The 25,691-nt window shown below is 45.7% G+C and carries 24 protein-coding genes; 12 read left to right on the top strand and 12 right to left on the bottom strand.

Annotation, left to right across the window (positions count from 1 at the left end):
• Positions 1-5 precede the first annotated feature (5 nt).
• A complete protein-coding gene (locus CHA6605_RS25310; protein WP_015162218.1) occupies positions 6-611 on the top strand; it encodes a hypothetical protein in 606 nt (201 codons plus the stop codon).
• 204 nt (positions 612-815) lie between these two features.
• Here CHA6605_RS25310 and CHA6605_RS32050 read toward each other — a convergent pair whose 3' ends face one another.
• Together CHA6605_RS32050 and psaM are read right to left on the bottom strand one after the other, a co-directional pair.
• Entirely contained in the window at positions 816-1,340 is a 525-nt protein-coding gene (locus CHA6605_RS32050) for a hypothetical protein (protein ID WP_015162217.1), read from the bottom strand.
• Positions 1,341-1,542: 202 nt separating this feature from the next.
• Positions 1,543-1,632: a photosystem I reaction center subunit XII gene (gene psaM / locus CHA6605_RS25300; RefSeq protein WP_015162216.1), complete on the bottom strand. Its 90-nt coding sequence runs from the start codon at positions 1,630-1,632 to the stop codon at positions 1,543-1,545.
• 277 nt (positions 1,633-1,909) lie between these two features.
• Between psaM and CHA6605_RS25295 the strand changes: the two genes are divergently transcribed.
• From CHA6605_RS25295 to CHA6605_RS25285, 3 genes are all read left to right on the top strand, one after another.
• Entirely contained in the window at positions 1,910-3,517 is a 1,608-nt protein-coding gene (locus tag CHA6605_RS25295) for a S8 family serine peptidase (RefSeq protein WP_015162215.1), read from the top strand.
• 488 nt (positions 3,518-4,005) lie between these two features.
• A complete protein-coding gene (locus CHA6605_RS25290) occupies positions 4,006-4,428 on the top strand; it encodes a hypothetical protein (RefSeq protein ID WP_015162214.1) in 423 nt (140 codons plus the stop codon).
• Positions 4,429-4,566: 138 nt separating this feature from the next.
• Entirely contained in the window at positions 4,567-6,012 is a 1,446-nt protein-coding gene (locus tag CHA6605_RS25285) for an LCP family protein (protein WP_015162213.1), read from the top strand.
• 313 nt (positions 6,013-6,325) lie between these two features.
• Here the strand turns inward: CHA6605_RS25285 and CHA6605_RS25280 are convergent, their stop codons facing one another.
• Both CHA6605_RS25280 and CHA6605_RS25275 read right to left on the bottom strand, forming a co-directional pair.
• Complete coding sequence (locus CHA6605_RS25280; RefSeq protein ID WP_015162212.1) at positions 6,326-6,532, bottom strand: hypothetical protein; 207 nt, start codon at positions 6,530-6,532, stop codon at positions 6,326-6,328.
• Between the two features lie 24 nt (positions 6,533-6,556).
• Entirely contained in the window at positions 6,557-7,285 is a 729-nt protein-coding gene (locus CHA6605_RS25275) for a superoxide dismutase (protein ID WP_015162211.1), read from the bottom strand.
• Between the two features lie 246 nt (positions 7,286-7,531).
• Between CHA6605_RS25275 and petP the strand changes: the two genes are divergently transcribed.
• From petP to CHA6605_RS25255, 4 genes are all read left to right on the top strand, one after another.
• Complete coding sequence (petP, locus tag CHA6605_RS25270) at positions 7,532-7,726, top strand: cytochrome b6f subunit PetP (RefSeq protein WP_015162210.1); 195 nt, start codon at positions 7,532-7,534, stop codon at positions 7,724-7,726.
• Position 7,727: 1 nt separating this feature from the next.
• Positions 7,728-8,825, top strand: coding sequence for a Get3/ArsA fold putative tail anchor-mediating ATPase NosAFP (locus tag CHA6605_RS25265; protein ID WP_015162209.1), 1,098 nt, complete (start codon positions 7,728-7,730; stop codon positions 8,823-8,825).
• A gap of 658 nt (positions 8,826-9,483) precedes the next feature.
• A complete protein-coding gene (locus CHA6605_RS25260) occupies positions 9,484-10,614 on the top strand; it encodes a HetZ-related protein 2 (protein ID WP_015162208.1) in 1,131 nt (376 codons plus the stop codon).
• A gap of 181 nt (positions 10,615-10,795) precedes the next feature.
• Positions 10,796-12,559 (top strand): M61 family metallopeptidase, encoded by a 1,764-nt coding sequence (locus tag CHA6605_RS25255; RefSeq protein WP_015162207.1) that lies wholly within the window; start codon positions 10,796-10,798, stop codon positions 12,557-12,559.
• Between the two features lie 49 nt (positions 12,560-12,608).
• On the opposite strand, the gene CHA6605_RS25250 is transcribed toward CHA6605_RS25255, so the two are convergent.
• Both CHA6605_RS25250 and CHA6605_RS35230 read right to left on the bottom strand, forming a co-directional pair.
• Positions 12,609-15,374, bottom strand: a complete 2,766-nt coding sequence (locus tag CHA6605_RS25250; protein ID WP_015162206.1) for a CBS domain-containing protein — start codon at positions 15,372-15,374, stop codon at positions 12,609-12,611.
• A gap of 160 nt (positions 15,375-15,534) precedes the next feature.
• Complete coding sequence (locus CHA6605_RS35230; RefSeq protein ID WP_015162205.1) at positions 15,535-15,678, bottom strand: hypothetical protein; 144 nt, start codon at positions 15,676-15,678, stop codon at positions 15,535-15,537.
• A gap of 226 nt (positions 15,679-15,904) precedes the next feature.
• On the opposite strand from CHA6605_RS35230, the gene CHA6605_RS25245 reads away from it, so the two are divergent.
• On the top strand, positions 15,905-16,816 hold the full coding sequence (locus CHA6605_RS25245) for an EamA family transporter (protein WP_015162204.1): 912 nt from the start codon (positions 15,905-15,907) through the stop codon (positions 16,814-16,816).
• A gap of 328 nt (positions 16,817-17,144) precedes the next feature.
• On the opposite strand, the gene CHA6605_RS25240 is transcribed toward CHA6605_RS25245, so the two are convergent.
• Both CHA6605_RS25240 and ctpA read right to left on the bottom strand, forming a co-directional pair.
• Positions 17,145-17,351, bottom strand: coding sequence for a hypothetical protein (locus CHA6605_RS25240; RefSeq protein ID WP_015162203.1), 207 nt, complete (start codon positions 17,349-17,351; stop codon positions 17,145-17,147).
• A gap of 77 nt (positions 17,352-17,428) precedes the next feature.
• Entirely contained in the window at positions 17,429-18,643 is a 1,215-nt protein-coding gene (gene ctpA, locus CHA6605_RS25235) for a carboxyl-terminal processing protease CtpA (RefSeq protein WP_041549970.1), read from the bottom strand.
• Positions 18,644-18,882: 239 nt separating this feature from the next.
• Here ctpA and petB point away from each other — a divergent pair, with 239 nt between their 5' ends.
• Together petB and petD are read left to right on the top strand one after the other, a co-directional pair.
• Complete coding sequence (gene petB, locus CHA6605_RS25230) at positions 18,883-19,551, top strand: cytochrome b6 (RefSeq protein ID WP_015162200.1); 669 nt, start codon at positions 18,883-18,885, stop codon at positions 19,549-19,551.
• A gap of 140 nt (positions 19,552-19,691) precedes the next feature.
• On the top strand, positions 19,692-20,174 hold the full coding sequence (gene petD, locus CHA6605_RS25225) for a cytochrome b6-f complex subunit IV (RefSeq protein ID WP_015162199.1): 483 nt from the start codon (positions 19,692-19,694) through the stop codon (positions 20,172-20,174).
• 246 nt (positions 20,175-20,420) lie between these two features.
• Here petD and CHA6605_RS25220 read toward each other — a convergent pair whose 3' ends face one another.
• A complete protein-coding gene (locus tag CHA6605_RS25220) occupies positions 20,421-20,798 on the bottom strand; it encodes a DUF2834 domain-containing protein (protein WP_015162198.1) in 378 nt (125 codons plus the stop codon).
• Positions 20,799-20,899: 101 nt separating this feature from the next.
• Here CHA6605_RS25220 and CHA6605_RS25215 point away from each other — a divergent pair, with 101 nt between their 5' ends.
• Positions 20,900-21,847, top strand: a complete 948-nt coding sequence (locus tag CHA6605_RS25215) for a helix-turn-helix domain-containing protein (protein WP_015162197.1) — start codon at positions 20,900-20,902, stop codon at positions 21,845-21,847.
• Between the two features lie 306 nt (positions 21,848-22,153).
• On the opposite strand, the gene CHA6605_RS25210 is transcribed toward CHA6605_RS25215, so the two are convergent.
• The 3 genes from CHA6605_RS25210 to CHA6605_RS25200 form a co-directional block, all read right to left on the bottom strand.
• Entirely contained in the window at positions 22,154-23,191 is a 1,038-nt protein-coding gene (locus CHA6605_RS25210; RefSeq protein ID WP_015162196.1) for a hemerythrin domain-containing protein, read from the bottom strand.
• A gap of 228 nt (positions 23,192-23,419) precedes the next feature.
• On the bottom strand, positions 23,420-24,250 hold the full coding sequence (locus CHA6605_RS32045; protein ID WP_015162195.1) for a hypothetical protein: 831 nt from the start codon (positions 24,248-24,250) through the stop codon (positions 23,420-23,422).
• Positions 24,251-24,495: 245 nt separating this feature from the next.
• Positions 24,496-25,518 (bottom strand): spore photoproduct lyase family protein, encoded by a 1,023-nt coding sequence (locus CHA6605_RS25200; RefSeq protein ID WP_015162194.1) that lies wholly within the window; start codon positions 25,516-25,518, stop codon positions 24,496-24,498.
• Between the last annotated feature and the right edge of the window lie 173 nt (positions 25,519-25,691).

Raw genomic sequence — 25,691 nt, 5'->3', positions numbered from 1 at the left:
AAATATTGAAAAAGCTAAAAATCATCGCGACAATATCGATCGTAGTTGCCATTGCCATCTTGTCATTTCACGCCGTTAGCCAATCGAGCTTCGGCATTTTAGGTCGCACTCCAGAAGACTCTGGATGGCCTTATTTAGTAATTTTATTTGTTATTTTTTCAGTCACGGCGATCGCTTTAGCTACTAGTATCCAGACGAAAAAACAGCCTTTGCTGTCTCGGATAATGAACACTATCTCAGCCGCTAGTTCTGGAACTTGGCTGGGATTTTGTTATGGAGGGCTTTTATCTGGCACTAAAAATCCCGAACCAGCGATCGGTGGTGCTATTATTGGCACATTAATAATGGCTATTGCTAGTTTTTATTTCCGTAATAAATTGATGACAATCGCGATTTATATTATGGCAATAATGGCGACATACGGCTTAATCTTCTTGTGTTCTTCAGCCACATTTGCGTTTTTAAGCACTAATCATTTATTGTGGGGAAGCTGTTGGGGAGTTTTGGGCACGATCGCGATCGCCTTACTAATAGTTTTGATTGATTTACTAATAGATATCCTGCAAAAGTCAAGATTTTTAGTGTTTCGAGAGTCAGAAGTCGATCGTTAGCAATAAAGTACGTAACTAGAGCGATCGAAATTGCCGGGGCAACTCTGGCTGACTAGCCGCGATCGCCCCGAAACATCACCAATCAAATTTACTACTACTATTGAATCTTCAACTCCAACTTCCGATCGGAAAGCAAATCCATCTCATTAGACAGAGTCGAGAATTCGAGCAGTTGCAATTTCTTAGCTAAAACTTTGAGAAAAATTACTTACTGCGCTGAGTTGGTGTAGAGCGATTTGAATTGGTATTGGAATCGATCGGAAATATTTGTAGTCGATCGGGTGCTATTTTATAACTGTTTTCTTCCATTAGACCTTTTTGCGCTTCTGGAGCGAACGAGCGGCTGAAATTACCATGAACCTTCTCAGCGCGGAGTTTTGCCTCTTGCAACTCAGTTTCCAAATGCTGTAACTTACTCCGCTGCGACCAGTTATAGCCGATTGAGTTGGCCAAAGTTACCATCCCAAACACCGATAAAGTCGAATAAGTAACTAACTTGGCGATCGCCTCCAATCCCTGACGACGATACACGTAAGCTGGATTTAATTTTACTGGCATTGGTGCAGCCTCTCCGACCGAGAATCCCTCTGGGTGCGCCCCAGGGCGATCTATGTGCTTGTTCTGTGCGCTGACTGGTTGGGAACTAGCCGCACCAGGTGGTTGTCGCACGCGGGGCTTAACCGATCGGGATGGAAGTTTTGGCGGTTCGATCGGAGATAGTGCATTCATGAAATTAGTGTCGCCCAATAGAATTTTTTAATCATTATACGACTTGTGACCCAGATTATGTCAAAGTTTCACATCTTCATTTTGGGGCAAAATTCGATCGAGATCAATCTAACCAAAAAACACACAAAAACTGGGGCGTAGTCTCAGCTACGTCCCAGAAGCTCGGTAAAAAGTCAGATCGACAATCGATCTCACGTACTACTTATTTATAGAGTTCGGTGGATAGACGAAATGCCAACAAACCAGGAATGAGTGCGATCGCTAATGCGATGAAAACTTGAGTATCAGACATGAGATATTCCTCCAAACACAGGGATTTTTGACCTGATCACAGTTTGCGACAATTTTGGCTGTGGCTGGCGATAATGTAACAAAATGTAGAAAGTAGGCGTTAGGTTTTAGGCGTTAGGCTTTAGGTTTTAGGTTTTAGGCTTTAGGTTTTAGGTTTTAGGTGGAGAGGGCGAGGGTGAGATGAGTGGACAAATGGGGAACGCAGTTCCAATCCGCAATCCGAATCGGTGTTACCTATGATTAACTGGTAAATATCTAATTTAGGTGGGAGCGACTGATTGAAGAAGTATTGGCAGCGGATCGCGATCGGGACGGCGATCGCGAGTGTGGTAACACCCTGTGTGGCCATGCTGACGGCAAACTCGATCGGGAGTGCGGGGATCGATGCTTTGAAATTGCATCAGGCTCCATATAACCTTACTGGCAAAAAAATCGCGATCGGGCAAGTGGAAGTCGGGCGTCCGGGGCAATTTGGCTGGGATAAAGCGGCCAAAGATCCCAAATTTAAAGTCGAACAAATTTTTTATCAAAACGGGGTCGCTAAAGTCAATAAAAATGTCGAACAGCACGCGACGATGGTGGCATCGGTGATGGTGAGTCGGGATAAACGCTTTCCTGGCGTCGCTCCCGATGCGCGGCTATACGCTACGGCTGTCGGCATCCCCAGAGAGAGCGGACAGCCCGAAGAATGCCTCTCCATCCAACATATAGCCCAACAGAATGGTGGGGACGTGCGGGCGATTAATTTGAGCTTTGGGGAGCCATTAGAGCGCGATCCGCGACCCGATGCCAAGTTAGATGGCAATGCTTTGTTCACCCAATGTCTGGATTGGTCGGCGCGGGTGCATAATGTCAGCTACATCGTCGCGGGCAATCAGGGTAAAGGCGGAATTTCGATTCCGACCGACAACTACAATGGAATTAACGTAGCTTATTCCACTGTCCGTCAGGGCATCTATCAAAAGCTAGATTTTGCCAATCTCAGCGAAGCACCGATCGGGACTGCCAAAATTATCGAGGATTTGGAAGTAAATGTCGGCAATCGCCGATCGATTAGCTTAGTCGCTCCAGGCGGCAATCTCCAGCTTTACAATCTAGCGGGTAAAACGATCGTGGTCAATGGGACGAGTTTTGCCGCGCCGCATGTTACGGGGACGATCGCGCTGTTGCAAGAATTTGGCGATCGCCAGTTACGATCGAAACGCAAAATGTCTGCCAATCTGCGTCCGCACTGGAGTACCGACACTCGCCGTCATGAGGTGATGAAAGCAGTATTATTAAATTCTGCCGATAAAATTCAAGATGCGGGCGATGGCTTGCGATTGGGAATGACGCGGACGATCCTTGCCAAAAATAATCGCGATTGGACAGAATCAGCTGCAGAGCGCAACCCACAGACCCCACTAGATTACCAGATCGGCGCAGGTCAGTTACATGCCTTTCGCGCTTATCAACAGTTTAGTCCCGGACAGCATCAGCCGCTCTTACCCGCACCCCCGATCGGGTGGGATTATCGGAGTGTCGATGCTGGTGGCTATCGCGATTATTTTCTCGATCGACCTTTAGCGGCTAATAGTTGGGTATCGATTACCCTTGCCTGGGATCGATTGGTAGAGCTAGAAGATCCCCAAAGTAAAGAGTACGCTCTGGGCAAGAAATTTCGCGATCGCGGTCTCAATCAGCTCGATCTTTATCTCCTCCCAGCTAACGAAAATCGACTCGATCGCAGCTTATGGTCGTCAACTAGCCCTGTCGATAGCGTCCAACACATTTTTCAGCAAATTCGCGACCCGGGCAAATATAAAATTCGCGTCCATTTTCGCAAAGCCGTCAATCTCCCCCTGCAATCATATGCGATCGCCTGGTGGACGGTTCCGGCGAAATAGGGTCGATGGGTAAATGAGTGGATGATGAGTCTCGTGTGTTCTTCAACAAGGCAGCGTCGCTGCCCATTACTCATTAACCATTAACCATTACTCATTACCCATTACCCATCCGCTCATCCACTCATCCACCCTTATTCCCTATGACTTTTGTCACTTTCAAGGGAGCGCGGTTCTGAAATAATTAAGAAAATGTTAACATCGAACTAGCTTATACAATTTTGCACTAGAACATCTGCATTTATTTCCTTAGATATTAAAATCTAACCACAAAATGTATATGAGGATAGATTTTGCATCGCCAGTGTCAAATTATACTTAAGTAATTACACCTGAGGCGATCGCTAATTGGGTGGCTTTAGTACTGGAGCGGCGATCTCCAACCATACTCCTACCTACCAAAAAAATATTAGCTAGATAGTGCTAAATTGCCAAAAATTGGGGATTTTAGATCTATAGAGAAAAAAATATTACAGATAGGACAATAGACTATGACCGCCTCACCCGACACTTCACCAGGATCGGAGATCGATTTGCTAGTGCCAAGACCATTAAAACGAGATCTCGATGCGCTCGACAGGTTAGAAACATTTCTATACCTGATTCCCGTCATTGGCATATTGCCTTCAATGTGGGCAATCTATCGGCGTCAACGGGACAATCGCCAATTGGCAGTCTGTCGGCTATCAATTTTGCTCGCTTTTATCTGGTTGAGTACATACATGAGTTTAAATATTGGTGCAGATGTATCGGGATCGTCAGCGATCGGATTTCGGCTATTATTTCTCAATGGTCTGGCGACATCTAGCTATTTCATGACTAGCCTGTGGCTAATGATGCTACTCTGGCAAAAGAAATCTTTACGATTGCCAGGATTTAGTACTTTAGCAGAACGCACGATTCGGCAAAACTAATCCGATCGGCATGGATAGATTTAATTAAGTGCAATTGAGTCTCCAGCAAATGCGGCTTATGGCACAATAGCCACCTTAAGATCGAAACAACCGTAACGACAACAGCGATTATTAAACCCCACCCACCCCTATTAAACCGTGAGTAAAGTGGAAGTTAGAAAAGTAGATCGGCAACGCCGCAAATCGAGTAAACCCAGCCCACAGATGGTTCGCCGTCAGCCAGCTAAAAAGCGTCGTAAAGTACCGCTATGGTTGTGGCTGGGGTTGGGAAGTATTGGAGCGTGTTCGGCTGCTGCTGGGGCTTTTTTAGCGGTATCGCTGACTTCGGCACCACTCCAACAACGCGCTTTGTCTGCCGCAGATGCTGCGTTTTTCAATCAAAATAAGGAAGCTTTCTCGCGGAGTTTATTACAGGTACCAGAAGTCTCTAAGCCTGTAAATATCTTGTTGCTAGGGATCAAAACTAATCTTTCAGATGTCAAGACAGCTAGCGGCAACGAACAGAAAAAAATTGGCTACAATGCAGAAGTTGATTCCCTCGATGGTTTGTCAGATACAATCATGTTGCTCCGCTTCGATCCTCAAACCAAACGGACGGTTTTCTTAGGAATTCCCCGCGATACTAAGATCGAACGTACCGGACACGGTACCGAGAAAATTAATGCTGTAGATCGTGAAAGTGGCCCAGCCGCAGCGGCTAAAGAAGTCAGCAAGGTGCTTGGCGGTGTGGCGATCGATCGTTATATTCGCCTCAACAATAAGGGAGTCTCCAAACTGATCGACGAACTGGGTGGCGTAACTGTTACCGTCCCCAAAGATATCAAGTATCAAGATGACTCTCAACATTTCTATATCAATCTCAAGGCTGGCAGACAACATCTCGATGGCACGAAACTCTTGGGATTGCTACGCTATCGTAACGATGCCAACGGCGATATCGGTAGGATGCAACGCCAGCAAATGGTAGTCAAAGCCTTAATGGAGCAAACGCTCAACCCAATGACGATCGCTAGGATTCCTCAACTATTTTCTGTGATTCAATCTCACGTCGATACCAATCTCACCGTCGAAGAATTACTCGCACTCGGTAGTTTTTCGATGCAAAATGGCAAATCAAAAATGCAAATGTTGATGATGCCAGGTGACTATAACGGCGACGGCAAGCACGGCACGAGCTACTGGCTCCCCGATGAAAAAGGGATTCAAAATATGATGGCACGTTACTTCGATCGCGGTACGCTCACTCTAGAGCAGCCGAAAGTCGAAACGCTGCGTGTGAAGATTCAAGATACCAGTCATTTCCCCGATGCTACTGCCAGACTCATCAAACGATTGAATAAAGCTGGTTATCAAAACGTCCATCTCGATGCCGCACCCAAGATTAAAGAAGATTTAGCTATCAGTCAATTTATCGCTCAAAAAGGTAATCCCGAAGTTGCCGAAGGATTATCTAAAATATTAGGAATTGGCGAAACCAAAGTCGATAGTTCTGGCAATCTTTATTCTGATGTAACTATCAAACTCGGTCGCGATTGGGTGGAAAAAGAACAAGCTTATAAGACCGTCAATCAAAAAGATTGGTAATCTCACATCTTGCACCAGCTCAAATATACTAGTATTAAGCAGCGGAAATGAGGGTACCGTTTCTTTCTCCCCGTCTCAAAGTCTCCCAAAATAGTAACCTTATTTACGCCGTAGACTACTAGTGCTTAGTTTCGACCCAGGGTACCCACAAGGGGTACCCCTTGTGGGTTAATTGCGTAGGGGTGCCCCTGTCTTGTCGTTTTTTTATTCGGGGGGAACCCCCGAATAAAAACGCCGCTTGTGGGTACCCGACTATCTCTACTAAGCACTAGTCTTTTATCCACTATTCACTATTCACTACCATCTGCCTTCATTAAAATACCTCGTTCTCAATACCTACCCACCATTCACCGAGATTCATCATGTCTGCGTGAATATCTTCAATGCGATGAAGATATTCTTCTGTTGATAAATCGGGCCTTGCTTCTGCTAACTTTTGCAAGCGTAGCTGTACCAATAACCAAGATTTACCCATTCCGCCTGTTTGTTCGATATATCTGGCTAGTTCGTCACTATTCATATCGCTCTTGTTGCTCGTGTAGATCTAGGTTTTCTGTGCTTGTGCAAACCGTTTATTTACTTCCGTCCAATTAATTACGTTCCACCAAGCCGATAAGTACTCAGGACGACGATTTTGGTAGTTGAGATAATAGGCATGTTCCCAAACATCGTTACCCATAATCGGATATAAACCTTGAGAGATCGGACTATCTTGATTGGGTGTAGTAATAATTTTGAGCTTATTTTTATCACTTACCAGCCAGACCCAACCACTGCCAAATAATTTCGTCCCCGCTTGATTAAATTGGGTTTTGAAAGTGTCGAACGTACCAAATTGAGAATTAATAGCAGTCGCGATCGAGCCTGTAGGCATACCACCACCCTTTGGCCCCATAATTCGCCAGAACATCGTATGGTTGTAATGTCCGCCGCCGTTATTCCTAACTGTAGTTTGAATATCCTTGGGCAATGCGCTCAGACTGGTTAGTAATTGCTCGACAGATTTGGTCTTAAGTTCGGGATATTTATTTACTGCTGCATTCAAATTTTTCACATATGCCGCATGATGCTTGTCGTGATGAAATTTCATCGTGGCTGCGTCGATATGGGGTTCTAAGGCTTTGTAATCGTAAGTTAGGGGCGGCAGGGCAAACACATCCTTTGCGGCTGCTGTAGGAGCCACAGGCACTGCCCAACTAGCATTAGTGACTCCCAGCAAAGTGCTTGTCGTACCTGTGCCGAGTAAGTAGAGGAAATTACGTCTGGTAGTCATCAGATAAGTTAGCTCCAAGTGATGAGATACTCTTTAGTCTGGCATATTTAATCACCTCAGACCGATCGGGATTTGAGGATTCAAGGATTGACAGGATTAGGTTTTCGGTACTATGTATTCATCCACCCATCCACCCATCCACCCATTCCCCGCTTTGGCAAACCGATCGAGATTCGGGGTTAATCTGAGCCTAGAATTCAGGTACACTGTGGAATGGAGAAATTATATCAATAAAATTTAAGCTCAATGGAAATCGGTCAACAAGTCAAAGTTTTTCGCCTCAGAGATCGCGTATCTAATGGCGTTGTGAGTAAACTAGGTAAAGTAGGGACAGTTAAAGAATTCAAAATGACCGATGGTAGCGGTGTCGGTGCCGTCGTTGAATTTGAAGATAAAACTAGTACCTGGTTTTTTGAAGATGAACTCAAAGTTGTAGAATAATATGCCCCAAATTCTCACCTTCCTTGGTAAAGGCGGTTCCGGTCGGACTACTGTGGCGATCGCCGCCGCCAAACAACAAGCTAACCTGGGTCGGCGGGTATTATTTGTCAGTCAAGATCCTACGCCTGCAACGGGGATCTTGCTGGGTGTTCCCCTCACAGATAAACCTCAATCGATTGGCGCAAATCTCGAAGTAGTCTTAATTTCGGCAACTGTCGCCATCGAGCGGGGTTGGGAAGAAGTCAAACAAATTGAATCGCGCTACTTACGATCGCCACTGTTACGCAATGTTTACGGCCAAGAGTTGGCAATTTTACCAGGGATGGATAGCGCGATCGCGCTCAATGCCCTGCGACAGTATGATGCTAGTGGCAAGTATGACACGATCGTCTACGATGGTACTGGCGATCTGACGACGCTGCGGATGGCGGGAATGGCCGATAGTCTCAGTTGGTATCTCCGTCGCTTTGTCGCGGTCGTCGAAGAATCAGATTTGTGGCGGACTGTCGCACCGATTATGCAGCCTGCGATGGCGGCAATGTTAACGATCGCTTGGACGGGGGAAACTGCGGTTTCAGCACCAATGCAGGAAGCAAATAACTTCCTCTCCAAGAGTCAAGACGCGATCGGCAATCCTCAGCGAGTGGCGGGTTATATCGTAGTTACTGACGAGCCAGCCGCAATTGCGACAGGCAAATATTTATGGGGCAGTGCTCAGCAGTCGGGCTTGACCATTGGCGGGGCGATTGTCAATCGCGGTACGCTGACAGACATTCTAGCTGCCGAATTCGACCCCTTGGGAGTCTCGGCTATCCCCAACCGAATCGGCGACGATTGGCAGCCGTTAACCGATGCCCTGCCAGATTTTAGTCAAGCTGTAACGGCACCCAAACCGATAACGATCGACGTCCCCAAGCGCGAGGTAAGGCTGTATTTGCCCGGTTTTGATAAAACACAAGTAAAGCTAACTCAATCGGGTCCAGAGGTGACGATCGAGGCCGGAGATCAACGCCGGAATATTTTGTTACCGCCGCCGCTGAAGGGTTCGAGTGTTACTGGAGCCAAGTTTCAGAATGGATTTTTGATTATTTCGTTTTAGGTTGGTTTACCCCAGCCCACCCCTTTAGAAGGGGTGGGCTGGGGTGGCGGAGAAGACTACGATCGTTTCGTTTTAGTAAAAAACCGACATCAGTGGGTTCAAAAGTCGTAAGATAGCTAATTGCAAGTTATCTAGCGACTTTTTAGTTACTTTTTGGCACCAATTCGATCGCCTTTGGTCGATCGAGCGCAAGATTAAATTAGTTAGACTATAGCTAGCTAATAACTATTGGGCACCTTAACTAAAGATATTTGGTAGTTAGAGGCGCATATTCTCGATCGAGCAGCCCAATCATCTGTTGACATCACAAATCTAGCAAATGGTGTTTGGACTTATCATCTCAATCGGCAATTTAGCTGCTGTCAAATCAAAAATCATCCCCTAGCACTTGCTTATGTAGACACTCAACAATCAATCGGCGAAGCCAAAGCTCTAAGTATAAATTTTAGAGCAGAGCTGGAACTAATTACAGCAGCGGCAATTCTGTAATGATACCCCGACATCGTACCGATTCCAAAGCGTAACTAGATTCTAATGAGTAGATCTAGATCGAGCCATTCAGCCGCCCCGTTTAGGACAGATTGTCAGCTATAGTTTGGGTTGGAGCCAATCCGATCGCCATCTTAATTTTAACCGAGGGGACAGGAGCAACAGTCAAATGACGAAGGTAATCGTAGATAAAATCGCTACCCAATGGGAAACCCGGATCGCCACAGAATGTAGTGGGCAAAACGCTACGACTCAAGGTAGTATTCTCAATTGGTTGCTGGGAGAAGATCGAGAGCGGCTCGAAACGCTAGATGCCGAGCATATTAAGATTGTCGATCGAGCGATGGATTATCGGTTGCGGATTTTGATTCAACGCTACTTAGGATTGCCACCAGAACGCGCCTATAAAAACCTGATGCAGCGATTGGGCGGATTGGCAGTACTGCGCGATAAAATTCGGGCATGGCTGACACTGAGTAACGATCGTCAGCGGCAAGTTGTCGATGTATTGCAAGAAGTAGTCCAAGAATTGCTCCAAAGTGATAAATATATCCAACAGCAAATAGCTTGGATCGGCAAATGTACCAAAAATCCTCGGCTGCGCGATACTTTATTATTTGCTAGTATCGAAGAGTATTGCCTGCGCCCAGTTCGCAATCAACCATTGCTCGCCCACCGCTTTGTCAACTACTTGCGGCGCGCCCAAAAAGGCGGTGTCACCAATGTACCGCAAAGCGATCTCGTCAAAATCGTCTCTGACGAAATCATCGGCGATAGCGATTCTACACTCAGTTTGCTAGACAAACAAGCTCAAGAAAATTATCACCAACAACAAGATTGGGAAGAAACTCAAATCGCTCGCAATCGCGTCAAAGAATCACTTTATGATTATTTAGTCGAAAATGTCAGCCCCGAAGCTGGCGAATGGTTGAAACTTTATCTCCAAGGTAAAACACCAGAATCGATCGCGATCGCCTTGAAAATGGATATCAAGCAAGTCTATCGACTCCGCGAAAAGATCAACTACCATACGCTCAAAGTTTTTGCGATTAAAGCAGAATCCGAGCTAGTTTCTCAATGGTTGCAGATCTCTTTAAAAGAACACAACTTAGGCTTGACGCCCGAACGGTGGACAAAATTTTGCGATAGCTTAGAACCAAAACAACGAGAAATTTTGATGGAATTAAAAGCCGGAACTTCGGTTGAAGCGATCGCTAAATCTCTCAAAATTAAAACCAATCAAGTAATGGGAGAGTGGAGTCAAATCTATTTAGCAGCCCAAGAACTTAGAGCTAATTGATAATTGATAATTGATAATTGATAGCTGGTAGTAGATCTGAGGGTACCCACGAGGGGCACCCCTACACAATTAATCTGTAGGGGTGTCCCTTGTGGGTACCCTGGGTTTACACCAAGCACTTAATCTAAGACGTAGGATGTTATTCCCTATCCTCTATTCCCTATCCCCTATCCCCTAACAGATGACTCAAGCTGTAGAAACTATAACCCCGGTGACGCCGATTTATGTGCCAAAACTGGCTTATCAAATTGCGATGTCTCAGCCACAAACTCATTTGTTTGAGGTGAAGTTGATAGTTAGTAATTGGCATGGCGAGCTACTAGATATCAAAATGCCAGCCTGGACTCCAGGTTCGTATTTGGTGCGAGAATATGTCCGACACTTACAAGATTTTAGTGCATTAACAAGCGATGGGCAAAAATTAAATGTCGTCAAAGCTGCTAAAAATCATTGGCAAATCCAGCCAGGTGGTAGTAGCGAAATAATCATTAACTATCGGATATTTGCGAACGAATTAACCGTGCGGACGAATCATTTGGATGCCACCCATGGCTATTTTAATCCAGCCGCATTATGTTTTTATATTCCCGGATATGAATACTGTCCGATCGAGATTAAGATTATTCCCGCTCGTCCCGATTGGCAAATTACCACACCATTACCCGAAATTAGCCCGCAAACTTTCCTGGCAAACGATTTTGATACTTTAGTCGATAGCCCATTTGAAATTGGTTATCAGCAGATTTACGACTTTACCGTACTAGATAAATCTCATCAACTAGTCGTTTGGGGTGAAGGTAATCTCGATCCGCAAATCGCGATCGCAGATATTAAGAAAATCGTAGAAGTCGAAGCAAAAATATTTGGTGGATTGCCATACGAACACTATATTTTCTTGCTGCATCTGTCGCCAAGTGGCGGTGGCGGATTAGAGCACAAAAATTGTTGCTCGCTTTTGTATCCCCGCTTTGGATTTAAAGGGAGCGAGAAACACAATCGCTTTATGCAGTTAGTCGCGCACGAATTTTTCCATCTCTGGAATGTCAAACGCATTCGTCCGGCTGCGCTCGAAAAATTTGATTATGAAGGCGAAAATTATACACCATCGCTATGGTTTAGCGAAGGTACGACTAGTTATTACGATCTGATAATTCCCCGACGCGCAGGAATTTATGACGAGCAAGAATTTTTAGCCGAACTGAGTAAAGAGATTACCCGTTACCAAACGACACCAGGACGATTGGTGCAACCATTGAGCGAGTCGAGTTTTGATGCGTGGATTAAATTATATCGCCCGGATGCGAATAGTTCTAATTCTCAAATGTCTTACTATCTCAAAGGTGAGATGGTAACATTATTACTAGATTTACTCATTCGCGATCGCACTGATGGTGCAAAATCTTTTGACGATGTTTTAGTTGCCATGTGGGAACAGTTTGGCAAAGCCGAAATTGGTTTTACCGAGACACAATTAAAAAATATTATCGAATCAGTCGCCGAGCGAGATCTTACAGATTTTTACGATCGATATATTCATGGTATCGAAGAATTGCCATTTAATGATTACTTAAATCCGTTCGGATTGGAGTTGAAATCTGATGAAGTCACTGTTCCATATTTGGGGATAACTGTCAATAGCGATCGCGGGAAAGAGACAATTAAATCGGTAGCTGCCAATTCGCCCGCATATTTAGCTGGAGTCGATCCTGGCGATGAATTACTCGCGATTGATGGTTTTAAAGTAACTGCTGAAAAGCTTGTCGATCGACTGAAATTATATCAAGAAGGACAACAAATTAATCTGACTATTTTTCATGGCGATCGATTGATGACACTTCCGATCGTCCTAGCAAAGCCTCAACCTCAAAAATATCACTTGCAGGGATTGGGAAATACTGTAGATCGACAACGGCAATTATTTAAAGATTGGGTAAGTCATCGATAGGAGCTATCGCAGGGGCATAAATAATCCGAAACTAATAAATGTCTATCTATTAATTATCCCTTTGAAGAAATGCTTCAGCACTAGCTCGATCGATAACTACTCCATCCAAAGTTGCTGCTAGTAAATTAGCTAATATTTGGCGATATTGGGGGCCTGGTTTGTAACCCAATCGACGCAGATCGTTACCATTTAATGGTGGTTGAATGTGTGCCCACACTATCAAATATCGCCAAATTTGACGACGAATAGTTTTGTCGCGACACTGCACGGCAATTAAAATCAGCATTGGTAAATCGAATTGTTTTAATAATTGCACCACTTGACTGACTCGATCGAATGTTGGTAATGAGGACAAGATTTGCGTTTGAGATCGATCTAAATTCGCTAACCGCTCGATCGTATCTTCAGGTAATTGAAGATTTTTAGCGACTGGCTGTCGAAATGCTGGTGCTAGAGTAGCAATGATTGTTTCTAATCGTAGTTGCCAGTGAATGAGTTGTGGCTGACTGTGGTAGAGCTGCCGTGGAGCGTCGAACCTGCGCAAACACCGTTCTAATAACTCAAGTTGGCGGACTAATTCTGGTTCTAATTTCAGCGTCGAATGAATGCAATGCAACGCACCCAAGTCAGATAATAACTCTAGAGCCGATCGCCAGTAAGGTGCTTGGAGAAGATATTTTAATTCGGTTTTGAGTCGAGTTTGGAGAGCGGGAGTTTTGGGATTTGCTTGGGCGGTGCGATCGTAAACACCGCTACTAATGGCATACCGAATATAATCGGCGGTTTGAGTTTCGAGCTGAAACCCCAAGCGAATTGCAAATCTTACTCCTCGAAAAATCCGCGTCGGATCTTCGATAAAACTATTGGGATGTAAAACTCGCACTAGTTGGTTTTGTAAATCGCCGACGCCACCAAAAAAATCTAGTAATGGTGGCGTTGTCGCTGCTGTCAGTCGCAATGCCATCGCATTAATCGTAAAGTCGCGACGGTACAAATCTTGCCGAATCGAACTCGCTTCAACTTCGGGATTTGCGGCGGGATAAGGATAAAATTCCGTGCGTGCAGTGGCAATATCGATGCCTAATGAGTCAAATTCAGGATCGTCATGCCATAATAATGCCGCAGTCTGAAATGCGCCGTGAACATCTAACCGCGCCGCTGGGTAAAATTCCTGAAGTGCGGTGGCAAGTTTCACCCCCGCGCTGACATCAGCGGCTTGGTGGAAGCCATCGACTACCAAGTCGATATCTTTAATTAATAAACTTCCTGTTTCAGATAATAATAAATCGCGCACGGCACCGCCGATGAGATAGAGATGCCAGCCCCACTGCTGGGCAAATTGGGCAGCTTTCATCAACAATTCCCATTGTTGCGGTACGAGCTGGGTTTGGAGTTGGTGGAGATTTGATGGGGGGGAGATTTGCCGGAACCCACCCCCAGCCCCTCCTTGGAGGGGAGCAAGATCGGGTGGGGCTGGTTTAGTGGCGTTGGATTGCATCTGATGGTGTTGATGAGATCGCAAGACATCGGTACGGGTAACAATGCCTACCAACTTGCCATCGGCTAGCACTGGCAATCTGCCGATGTCGTAAGTTACCATCAAGGCTTCTATTTCTGGCAGGGTGGTATCGGGCGCGATCGTGCGTACCTGATTCGTCATGTAGCCTTTGACTGGGGCATGACTGAAACCATGATGTAAGGCAATATCGAGATCGCGACGGGAAATAATGCCGACTAATTGCTCTTGTGGTGGCGCAGCGACGATCGGTAAACCAGAGTGCCCATAACGAAGTAAAATCCGTTGTGCCTCAGCAATTGTTGTATCGGGGCGGAGCGTGCGAATCGGTGCAGACATCAGATCTCTCGCTGTCAGCGGCTGCGGAATTGCTGCTAAAATCGCCGCCATCAGTCGATCGAGTGTCGTTTTGATGTCTATAGCCCGTAGGCTTGCCGAAGCGGCTCCAGCGTGTCCGCCGCCGCCGATAGAACTAAATAATACCCGCAGATCCACTTCGGGAATTTGCGATCGACCGATAATCGTCACCCGATTGTCACCGTCTGAGGCTAAAACTTCATGAGCTAGCACCACGACACTCAGTTCCGAGTCGATGTTTTGGATCTGAGATACCAGACTAGACAATCCCGGTACGAATTGTTCGGTTGCCAGCCGCACCCAGCCAATCTTTTTCCCGCCTACTGAGGCAGACTGCATCTCCTTGAGAGTCACCTGCAATAATGATTGCAACTGCGGCGACAATCCTGGCTCCACGTACTCACTGACTACCGCTAAATCTGCCCCGTGCTGCATCAACCAACCCAACGCCAGCGCATCCCGTGGCGTACTCATTTCAAACGTCAGCGAACCAGTATCCACATGAATGCCCAAAGCCATCACCGTCGCTTCCGCAATCGTCAGCACGATATTTGCCCGTTGCAATCGCTCGACAATTAACGTCGTCGTCGCCCCCACAGGCTCGATCTCCGCCCGCGTCGCCGGAATATCGGATACTTGCCCCAAATGGTGGTCGTAAACTACAATCTCCTTCAAATCGGGCAACTCCAACCATTCCGCCGCCTTGCCCACGCGATCGCGTTGTTGAGCATCGACAAGACTCACCGAGCGGATCGCCGCTGGTACCACCGAACGCCGCTCCAGCAGAGGATACTCATCCCGATATAGTGCCAAAAAATCCCTCACCGTCGGATGCGCGCCACCAGTCAGCACGATCCTACTTCCAGGCAATAATCGCGCCAACCCCACCGCTGCCCCTAATGTGTCAAAGTCTGCCGTAGTATGGCACAAAATTAAATCCATTACTTCATTCCTCTCCATACATCAGGATTTAGCGGATCTATTAGGATGTTCGGGATGAGGCTATCGGTACTAATCTGTCTCTCCTATTCCCTATTCCCTATTCCCTAAAGCCTAAAGCCTAAAGCCTAAAGCCTAAAGCCTAACCCCTAACCCCTAACCCCTAACGGTTCGCCCGCCGATCTTGCTCGCGCCGTTGTCGATCGCGCCAACCCGATAAAGTTAGATAGACTATCCCTAACGTCACAACAATCAGTAACCCAAAAGCCGCAGTACCTAAAACCGGAATTAATTTAGTAGTTTCCATCGATCGCGATTTATATCGGAAAATTATCTAAGTCAATTCTACTACTATTCTCATTTGCCAAGCTCGACCGCTGTGTTAGCATAAGATTAGTCATTAAAAATTGTGAGTATAAACTTAGCTAGAGATTAGGCGCGAATAGAAGACAATTTGTTATCTTCAGTCATTGGGGACAAGGTGAGACACCCACCACATCTTTGATGTCTTCTGCCTAGTCTTAGCTGTCTGCATGTGGATTCAATACGCTTTATTCAGCTCATTTTTATGGGCGATCGTGCATGTTCTCGACGAACATTGTGTAGATAATATTTTTAGTAAGCCGTGGTTGGGAGTTGTTACCAGTTCTGGTATTTCGGCTGGAATCTTCTTACTGTTGCCGCTATTAAATATCCCGATCGTCATTCCCCATTGGGATTTACTCGCACTCTGTTTGACGACTGGAGCAATTATTCAGCTCAGTCAATATTTCTATTTTCGAGCATTAGATGGCAGTGATTCTGGGACGGTATCAGCATACTGGAACCTGACGCCAATTTTTTTAGTTATTATTAGTTATTGGCTATTTGGATATTTTATTACGGGCAATAACTATATCGGTATTGCCTTGCTAATAATTGCCTCGATCGGGTTATGTTCGATCGATAATTTTAGCGGTCGATGGCATACGCTTTATCTAATGTCGGTCGCTTCTGGATTACTGACAATTGTGATGACGATCGAAAAATATATCTTCGATCGCACTGACTTTTTTGGAGCTTTCTTAAGTATCACCGCTGGGATGATTATCAGTGGATTAGCTTGCTTGGCAATACCAGCAGTACGCTCGACTCTAGTTCGAGACTTCTCCAAGATCGAGCAGGCTCTACCCATATTTTTCGCGATCGAGTTACTAAATTTAGCCGCTCTATATACGGGACAACTTGCCGTAAAATTAGGGGTGCCAGTATTAGTTTCGGCGATCGAGGCTTCTACGCCTGCTTATGCGTTTGGATTGTCTCTATTAATTGCCATCTTTCGACGACGGCTCGATTCTCCTACAGAGAGGCTGCACCAACGAGAAACCAATCGTAAGTTACCGCTGAAATGGGGTTTTGTCAGTTTGATGATAATGGGTGTCTGGTTGCTCGGCGCAACTGGATAAAGTGATATCTACAAAATTCAGGTTAGGGGTAATTCATGAAGCGGCTCGCAGCCAGGAGGTTTCCTCTCTTGACGCACACAACTCGGAGGATCCTCCTTTGTCGATGCGCCGCTCCCGGATTATGCAAAACAAGAGATCGGTTTTTTTATTCGGAGGGAACCTCCGAATAAAAAAACCGACAAGACAGCGACTGAAATTACGCGAAGAGTGGAGAAGGATGTGTTTCTGTCAAGACATTACCCCTACCCTAAACTTTGACGAATAATTAATTTTCATTAGTGGGGTAAGGGTGAGGGCTTTGTTATGCAATCTGCCCGATGTTGTTTCCCTAGTCGATTCCTTCTGCCCCTTTTCCCACGAATCCACTGGGAAAAGTTCTTTGATACTCAGCCATGAGATCGTCAATTTCAATTAACGCTTGGTCGATATCGATCGACAAACTACTTAATGTCGGATCGGCTTGGTATCTTAACAACATTCCGCGTTTGCTCTCCACTTGGGCGATCCGTTCCTGTAGACTTTGTGCATCCATCATAAGATTATTACTTTGATTTAATGTGATGTAATTCGTAACTATCGATCGAGCAAAAAACTTATCGCTAGATAAGACTATTAGCTCCCAACTCCTAACTCCTTCACGGCTGCGAGATACTGAGTATCTTTATCTGTAGCTGCGGCTGCGATCGAAATGGGGGGCGTCGGGATGACTCGATCGGGTGTAATGCCTAATTTGTGGATATCGTGATGGTTGGGAGTTTCGTATTTAGCAACGGTAATGGCTAAGCCACTACCATTGGGGAGATCGAATAGAGATTGGATCAAACCTTTGCCAAATGTCTTTGTACCGACGAGGGTAGCGCGTCCGTTATCTTGTAAGGCTCCAGCAAGAATTTCGCTGGCACTGGCAGTACCTTCATTTACTAGTATAGCCAGTGGAGCATCGGTCAGGGCGGTACCTGTCGCATCGATCGCATCGATCGCGCCGCGTCTATCGACAGTGTAGACGATCGTTCCTTCGTTGAGCCATTGACGGGCAATTTCGACGCCAGATTGCACCAATCCACCGGGATTGTTGCGTAAATCTAGCACGTAGCCAACGACGCCTTGTTGTTTGAAGCGATCGATCTTATCGGCTAATTCTTGCGCGGCTTTAGCACTAAATTGTGCTAGGCGCAGATAGCCAATTTTGCGACCGTTTTCGGTATGTAGCTCGGCGGTCACGGGATTGAGTTCGATTTTTTGACGGACTAAAATTACCTCGCGCGGCGAATTGTCGGCTGTTTGCACCATCAGACTGACATTTGTACCCGTCGCACCGCGCATTTTGACAGCCGCAGTATCGAGCGTTAGTTCGGATGTGGGAGTAGCATCGATCTGAACGATGATGTCGTGGGGCAAAATTCCCGCTTGTGCGGCTGGGGAACCAGCGATTGGGGCAATTACTTCGATCGCGTCGCTACCTGCCTTCACGCCGATTTGTAAGCCCACTCCAGACAATTCTCCGGCAGTATTCACTTGGAGCGATCGATATTGCTCCGGGCGCAACAACCGTGTAAAGGGTTCGTCCAAAGTCGCAATCATCTTGGTAATGGTTGTATAAGCGGCTTCCTCGTTCGGAATTTGCTGCTTGAGGGTGCGATCGCGTACCTCCCACCAATTTTGATGATTGAAGCTGTTATCGTAATAAGCCTGATTAATTGTCCGCCAAGCTTGCAACACTAATTGTTGCTCTGGTGTAAATGCAGCGGCTGAAGGGACACCCCAGAGCCAAAATAGAGCCATTTGCAGACTCAAGATCCAACCAAACCAAAAACTAGCTCTCACGATCGATACCACTCTCCTTTCGAGGTGTGTTAAATTTTGTAGAGGTAAAATGAGTAACTTACCACCGAATATTACTAAATTAAACAATTTTGGGCATATTTGGTATCAGTTGTGTCCCGAACAGCCTCCTGTTCTACCCGACAGTAAATCTTACCCAGTCATTATCTTGAGCCATAGGATCTACCATCCTCCTGGCGTTATAATATATAACACGACATTAGAGAGAAGCACGGCACCCGTCAATGTTTACCAAGCAAGTCACAAATAGTAAAACCTACCAATGGTTTGACGAACGTCTCGAAATCCAAGCAATCTCTGATGATATTGCTAGTAAGTACGTTCCACCCCATGTCAATATCTTCTACTGTCTTGGTGGGATCACCCTAGTATGCTTCGTAATCCAGTTTGCAACTGGGTTTGCGATGACTTTCTACTATTCGCCAACTGTAGCTGATGCCTTCAACTCGGTTCAAAAAATCATGACGGAAGTCAATTTTGGTTGGCTGATTCGTTCCATCCACCGCTGGAGTGCCAGCATGATGGTATTGATGATGATCCTCCACTCCTTCCGCGTGTATCTCACTGGTGGATTCAAAAATCCTCGCGAACTCACCTGGATTACTGGCGTAATTTTGGCAGTTCTAACTGTTAGTTTCGGCGTAACTGGTTATTCTCTACCTTGGGATCAGATCGGCTACTGGGCAGTCAAAATCGTCTCTGGCGTACCCGAAGCAATTCCGGTAGTTGGTGTAGCGATGGCTGACCTTCTCCGTGGCGGTTCTAGCGTCGGTCAAGCAACTTTGACTCGTTACTACAGTTTACATACTTTTGTACTGCCTTGGTTGATTGCGGTATTCATGCTGTTACATTTCATCATGATTCGCAAACAAGGGATCTCTGGACCTTTGTAAATTGGGATAATGAAGATGGACGAACGATGGTGGTAAACATTTAGTCTACTCCACGCTCGTCCAGACATATCAACCCGATCGGACAGATGTTCTCATTGAGACATTAATTAAATAACCAAAATTTACGTCCTTAATTAACTATGTCAACTCTCAAAAAACCGGATCTCTCCGATCCAGCTCTTAGAGCAAAACTAGCTCAAGGTATGGGTCATAACTATTACGGCGAACCAGCTTGGCCGAATGACCTACTTTACATCTTCCCTGTCGTGATCTTCGGTACGATCGGTTGCTGTACAGCTTTAGCCATTCTCGACCCCGCTCTAGTTGGCGAACCTGCAAATCCCTTTGCTACGCCGCTAGAAATCTTGCCTGAGTGGTATTTGTGGCCTGTATTCCAACTCTTGCGCGTATTGCCTAACAAACTCTTAGGAATCGCTTGCATGGCTGGCGTTCCCTTAGGTCTGTTGGTAATTCCCTTCTTGGAAAACGTCAACAAGTTCCAAAACCCTTTCCGTCGTCCCGTCGCGATGGCAGTATTCCTCTTCGGTACTGTCTTCACTATCTATTTGGGTATCGGTGCAACTATGCCGATCGATAAATCTTTGACTTTAGGTCTATTCTAAATCGGTTTTATTCATGCGATCTGCCTATCTAGTTATTACTAGATAGGCTTTTTTTATAGTACTTCGATCTGCTATGGGTAAATCTGCGCAACTTTATTGGCGAGATGCCCAGTAACCAATTACTAAACTAATACCAACACCCCATAACAACCATGCTGCTGCTAGCAATAGTCCTGTATTTGTAAACTGTTTTTGTAATCTTGACGACTCGATAGCAAATCGCTGCCTTAACAGGTCGCTAATTCGTTAATACTTGCTGACTGTATTTCGCTCTAGAATTAGTTCTCGACGATATAGAAACAACGGTAGAGAGCAAGAAAGCCCGATGCCAAATGTCAGTCCGACATACAGTAAAACTCCCAAAGCAGTAGACCCTAAGCGTTTGAGTTCGATCGAGGCAAAAATAAAGAAGCCGCTGGCACTAATGAGCAGATCGCTCGCCAAAGCAGTTGTAATATTATTTGCAAACGTGCGTTGTAAAAATAATGTTGGCGACAATAGTGCTGCTGGCTCTTGTAGCAACCAATACCAGGGTGCAATCGATCCCGCGATCGCCAGAATTAGATAAAGTGTTTTGAGGGAGTTGAATGAGCGTGTTGTCGAGATATTCGTTGACGTTGACATACTTGGCTAACCTCAATTCGGTATGTCACAATCTTGGCAAAAGGGGATAATTAAAACAATTACCTGTCAGGTAATCAAAAATCCGATCGGGATTTAAGGATTTGCAGGATGTACGGGATGAGGTTATCGGTGCTAACCTGTGTCTTCCAATCTGCAATCCGCAATCCGCAATCCTCAATCCTCAATTCCCCTGTCTTGCCATGCCACAACAGCTAACTGCGCTCGACGATCGAATAAACTCATTTGGAATGCTACTCAAACAATGGCGAGATCGACGCAATTTCAGCCAGCTCGATCTCGCGCTCTCTAGCGAAGTCTCCCAACGTCACATCAGTTTTCTCGAATCGGGACGCGCTAAACCCAGTCAGGAGATGGTATTGCAATTGGCAACCGTCTTAGAGATTCCGCTTAGACAGCAAAATCTGCTGTTATCAGCCGCTGGATATGCGCCGATTCATACCGAGACGGATTTATCGGCTCCAGAGACGATCCAAGTGCGCAAAGCGCTCGATCTGATCCTAGATCGACACGATCCATATCCAGCATTTGCGATCGATCGATACTGGAATTTACTCCTGACAAATCAAGGTGCGACTCGATTGCTCGGTGCATTTATCGCTCCCGAACGACTGCACGGCATCTTTTATGCAGACGGCAAAATTAATATCCTGCGGGTGATGTTTCATTCGCAGGGGCTGCGTCCGTTTATTGTCAACTGGGAGAGCATTGCCAGTCACGCATTGCAACGACTGCACCGAGAAACTTTACTCGAACGGGACAGCGATTCTTCTATGACATTACTAAACGAACTTATCAGCGATCCAGATATCGAGCGAATCTGGCAAACTGAGCGGCGTAGCACTGCTCAACATGCCTTGCTATTGAGCCTTCATCTCCGGCGCGATGATTTGGAGTTAAAATTCTTCTCGACGATCGCGACATTAGGTACTCCGTATGACATTACGCTTCAGGAACTGCGGCTCGAATGTCTATTTCCCGCAGATGAGGCAACCGAACGCAATTGGCCACGAATAACTAACGTTAGATAATAAAAAGGACTGTCAGGAAAACTTTCCATCCAGTCCTACGATCGAGTTAAGTGTGAGAACGCCTACAACTAAAAATCCTGGCGTGGCAGAGCGATTATTTTTAGTAACTACACCTAAAATAACCAATCGATTCCTGAAGGTATTGCCAGGTTTAGTTAGAAATAATAAAGGGGATTGTTGAATGTTTTATCCAAATTCTCGTCGCTAAATCTTGCAGTGAGGAGTATGTGTAAGATTGGCTACTTGACGAGCCTCGCTAGGCGAGGGTTTGAACTATTCATCCAACAGTGTCCCCAAGTTCAAACTTTAGTTGGAGCGAGCCATTGCCTGCTCTTGAATCTTGGCTTTTGCAGTTTTGAACTGAGTAGCCATTTGTTCGCACTGGTCATCGCTACAGTTGTTGCGAATCGCTGCAAACATTTCGCTTTCTTCTTGGCCAACATGCTCGACTACTGCTTTTTTCAGTGTTTCGACCTTGGCTTTGAAACTGCCGTCAGAAGGACTCATCGCTTTGATTTCTTCTAACATTTGCTTCATTTCTGCCTGCTCGTCATATAGTTCTTGGGTATCGCCATAGAACGGACGGACTGCTGGATAGACAACTTCCTCTTCTGCGGCAGAATGTGCGGATAAATCTTTGTAGATTTGACCGAAGTATTCTTCGATTTTCTGAGGATCGTTGGTATTGTCAATTTGCATGAATAGCATGTTCACTTTGTTGTGATCCGCACGAATTATATCTTCAATATTCATGTCAGATTTGTCACTAGTTTGAGTTACCGCACTACCGACGATTCCAGAGAATGCCGCGATCGAATCTTGAACGCGCGCCCACAAACCTTGGTCTGCTTCTTGTCCGGTGAGTTCGCGAACGCCTAATAATTCGAGTACGCCCTTGAGTTGTTCTTGATGAGCGCGATTTTCAAAGTTAATGGTATTCAAAGGTGCAATAGCAGCTTCGACATCAGCACCAACTACTTGTCCTGCCTTATGTACCAAAACTCCAGCCATGAATTGCTGATGCTTTAGTAGTTCGTGTTGAGCTGCTTTTTCGTAGACAGTCAGCTCGGAACCTGCCATCAGCTCTTCAATTTGTTTAACCATTTCTGTAATTGTTTCTTTGGGTTCGCTCATGACCCCATACTGAACCATTACAGTATCTAAAATACCGAGATTTTTGCGATCGTCATCTAACATCTTGCCAAACCGATCGCGGATTTCCTGGTCGTCACAAGCCGAGATTAGCTTCTCTTCGTTAGAAATTAGCAGGTTTTGAACTTCTTTCATCCCAGCTAGTTTACAGGCGATCGCTGTACGTTTTGAATCATCAAGAGCGATAGACATTTGTTGTTCTCCTTTCTAATTAAAGATAGTTGCTTGTTAATAAACCATCTTTATCTAAGATAATATATCCACGCTCGCAACTCATCTCTCTAACGACGGATTGTAAATATCTGTCTTTGGAAAGAGCAAAATAAGAGTAAAGGATTAAGCTTCAATTAGTCAAAAAATATAATTTATCGCCTAATATTTAGGCGATAAGTTCTACATAAGGAGATTTAAACTTAAATGCTAAGATAGCGATTTACCAAAGGCTGTCAACGCTTTACCTAACTTCTGGATCGCACCTTTAAAACCGCGTCCGGCATTAGCAGCAGCGGCGGTAGTTTGCTCGCCCATGTGGATGAGTTTCTCACTCAAATCTGCACCTTTAGACTTACTTCCTTTCAAAAGCTGCTTGAGTTCTTTGAGTTGGCTGGCAAGTTCTTCGAGACTTTCATCTTCGGATTTGTGTAACAAATCGTACCAGCGATCGATCGTACCGACTGAAGCTTTGGTATCGATTTTATCTGGTTCTTGCTTGAGAGTATCGACCAGCGCATCTAAATCTTCAAGCTGCTCGGAATCTTCAGCTTTGGATAACGAGCGACCGATTTTGGTCAGTTGTTTACCTAATTGTTGCAAAGGTGTTTTAAGTCCTTTATCGACATCACCAGCAATCTCGATTGTTTGCTCTCCCAGATGAACGATAAGATCCCCAAGTTCGTGTCCGCTTGGCTCCTTCCGCTTCAAAAGTTTTTGTAGATCTTTTAGTCCGCTAGCAAGCTCTTTTGCTTCGGGCTGTTTGGACTGCTTAAGTAAACTATGAAATGTATCGATCGTTTCTAAGGCCGTATCGGGATCGAGTGTACTCAAATCACCTTGTAATGCTTGCGAGAGTGACGCAATCTGTGCCGAGCCTTCGGAGTCATCTGTTGATTGCGAATCTGTCGATTTTGTAGAAGTTGCAGATTTTTTCTTGGCTTTAGTTTCGTCGGCTAGTTCTTGCTGAGCAGCTCCATTTTCAATCGAGTCTTCTTGAGTTGATTCGCGTTTATCCTGAATCTGTCTTTCACTCGCCATAAATTCTCAATCTCCACCTGTAGATGATTAACCCCAGCTTACAAAGCTTTAGCCCTAGTTCCCTCGTTCGATGGGGGTACCCGTTTATCCGCCAGTGGAGAGAGAGGGTAATGGGTAATGGGTAATCGGTAATCGGTAAAGTTGGAACTGCGTTCCAAAACGGTCGATCCTTTGTCCTCTCACCTCTACTCAAAGCCTCAAGCCTAAAACCTAAAGCCTAAAACCTAAAGCCTAAAGCCTATCCTCTAAGTCCAATACAGAAGCTTGGCATGAGGGAATCGCTGTGACAACTCCCGCTCGAAGAAACGGCGCAACTGTTTCATGATGTCAGCCTCATAGACGTACTTAACGCCACCAAACTTATTGCGTTTGACACTCCGTCGTGACTCATCCATATCTAGCTTCGTTTGGGGATACCATTCCAATAGCGTCTCCTTAGAACCGGGGGTAAAACGGTGCGAAATTAGCTCGAATGTCAGATCGCAATCGAAATCTAAAGCTGTCGAGATCGAATCTAATAGCTGAGTATAGTGCGACTCCCAATCTTCAATCGGCATAATCGGTGCGATGACCAATCCGACGGGATAACCGCCACCACCCCGCGCTGGAGGCAATGCTAACTTCCGTAACGCTTGCAACCTGGCGGCTACGGGTGCCGTACCGCCCTCAAATCGACCGGAAACAGGCACGGCATTGACACTGAATCGACAGCGGGTATGACCGTTGTGAGGCAAATCTAGCAGCGGCTCGACAGCATCGAATTTGGACACCCAGCGCAAATATCCCTCTTTTCGGGTACCAAAATAACGGATGCATTCAGCTAAGCTGCCTGTAAGATGCTCGATGCCTAACGGATCGGTATAACAACTCACCTCAAAACTGGTGGCTTCGCCCGATTTCTCGTAAGCTGCCAAATTAGCCAAAGTCTGCGGCAGATTGGCGAAAGCACGAATCACTGGCGGCCCTTGCAAACTACCTGCTAGATAGCAATACTGACAGTGCGCTGGACAGCCTTCGGCGAGGTGGAATTGCCAATCAGCAGAAGGCGGAATAGGGCTAAGTTTGAAACTACTCGGAGGGGCTGTAACTACAGCTAAAGTACGTTTGGAAATCTGATACGTTTCGCGCTCATTCTCGCCCCGCAGCCCAGTCAAACGGTTGTGGGACAGGATTTTAATGGGTAGATTTAAAGACTGAGTACGGGCTAATATTTGTTGTCCCCAAGGTTCTTGGATGGCAGCAGGTGTAAATAATACCTGCTCTGGCATCCACAGTCTGGGTTCGGTTGTAGATCGTGCAGCGGAACTAGACTCAATTGCGATCGACACAATATCTAAAACACTTTTGGAACTATTTATATTTTGACACTCCCCACACGCGAGTCAGGTAGGGTAAAGCTTACGGATATCCTACCTCGCATCTTGAGTTTTACCCGATCGCA

This window comes from Chamaesiphon minutus PCC 6605 (assembly GCF_000317145.1).
Classification (GTDB): domain Bacteria; phylum Cyanobacteriota; class Cyanobacteriia; order Cyanobacteriales; family Chamaesiphonaceae; genus Chamaesiphon; species Chamaesiphon minutus.
Note: the sequence above shows the minus strand (reverse complement) of the source record. Positions and strands in the feature narration are given on the sequence as shown.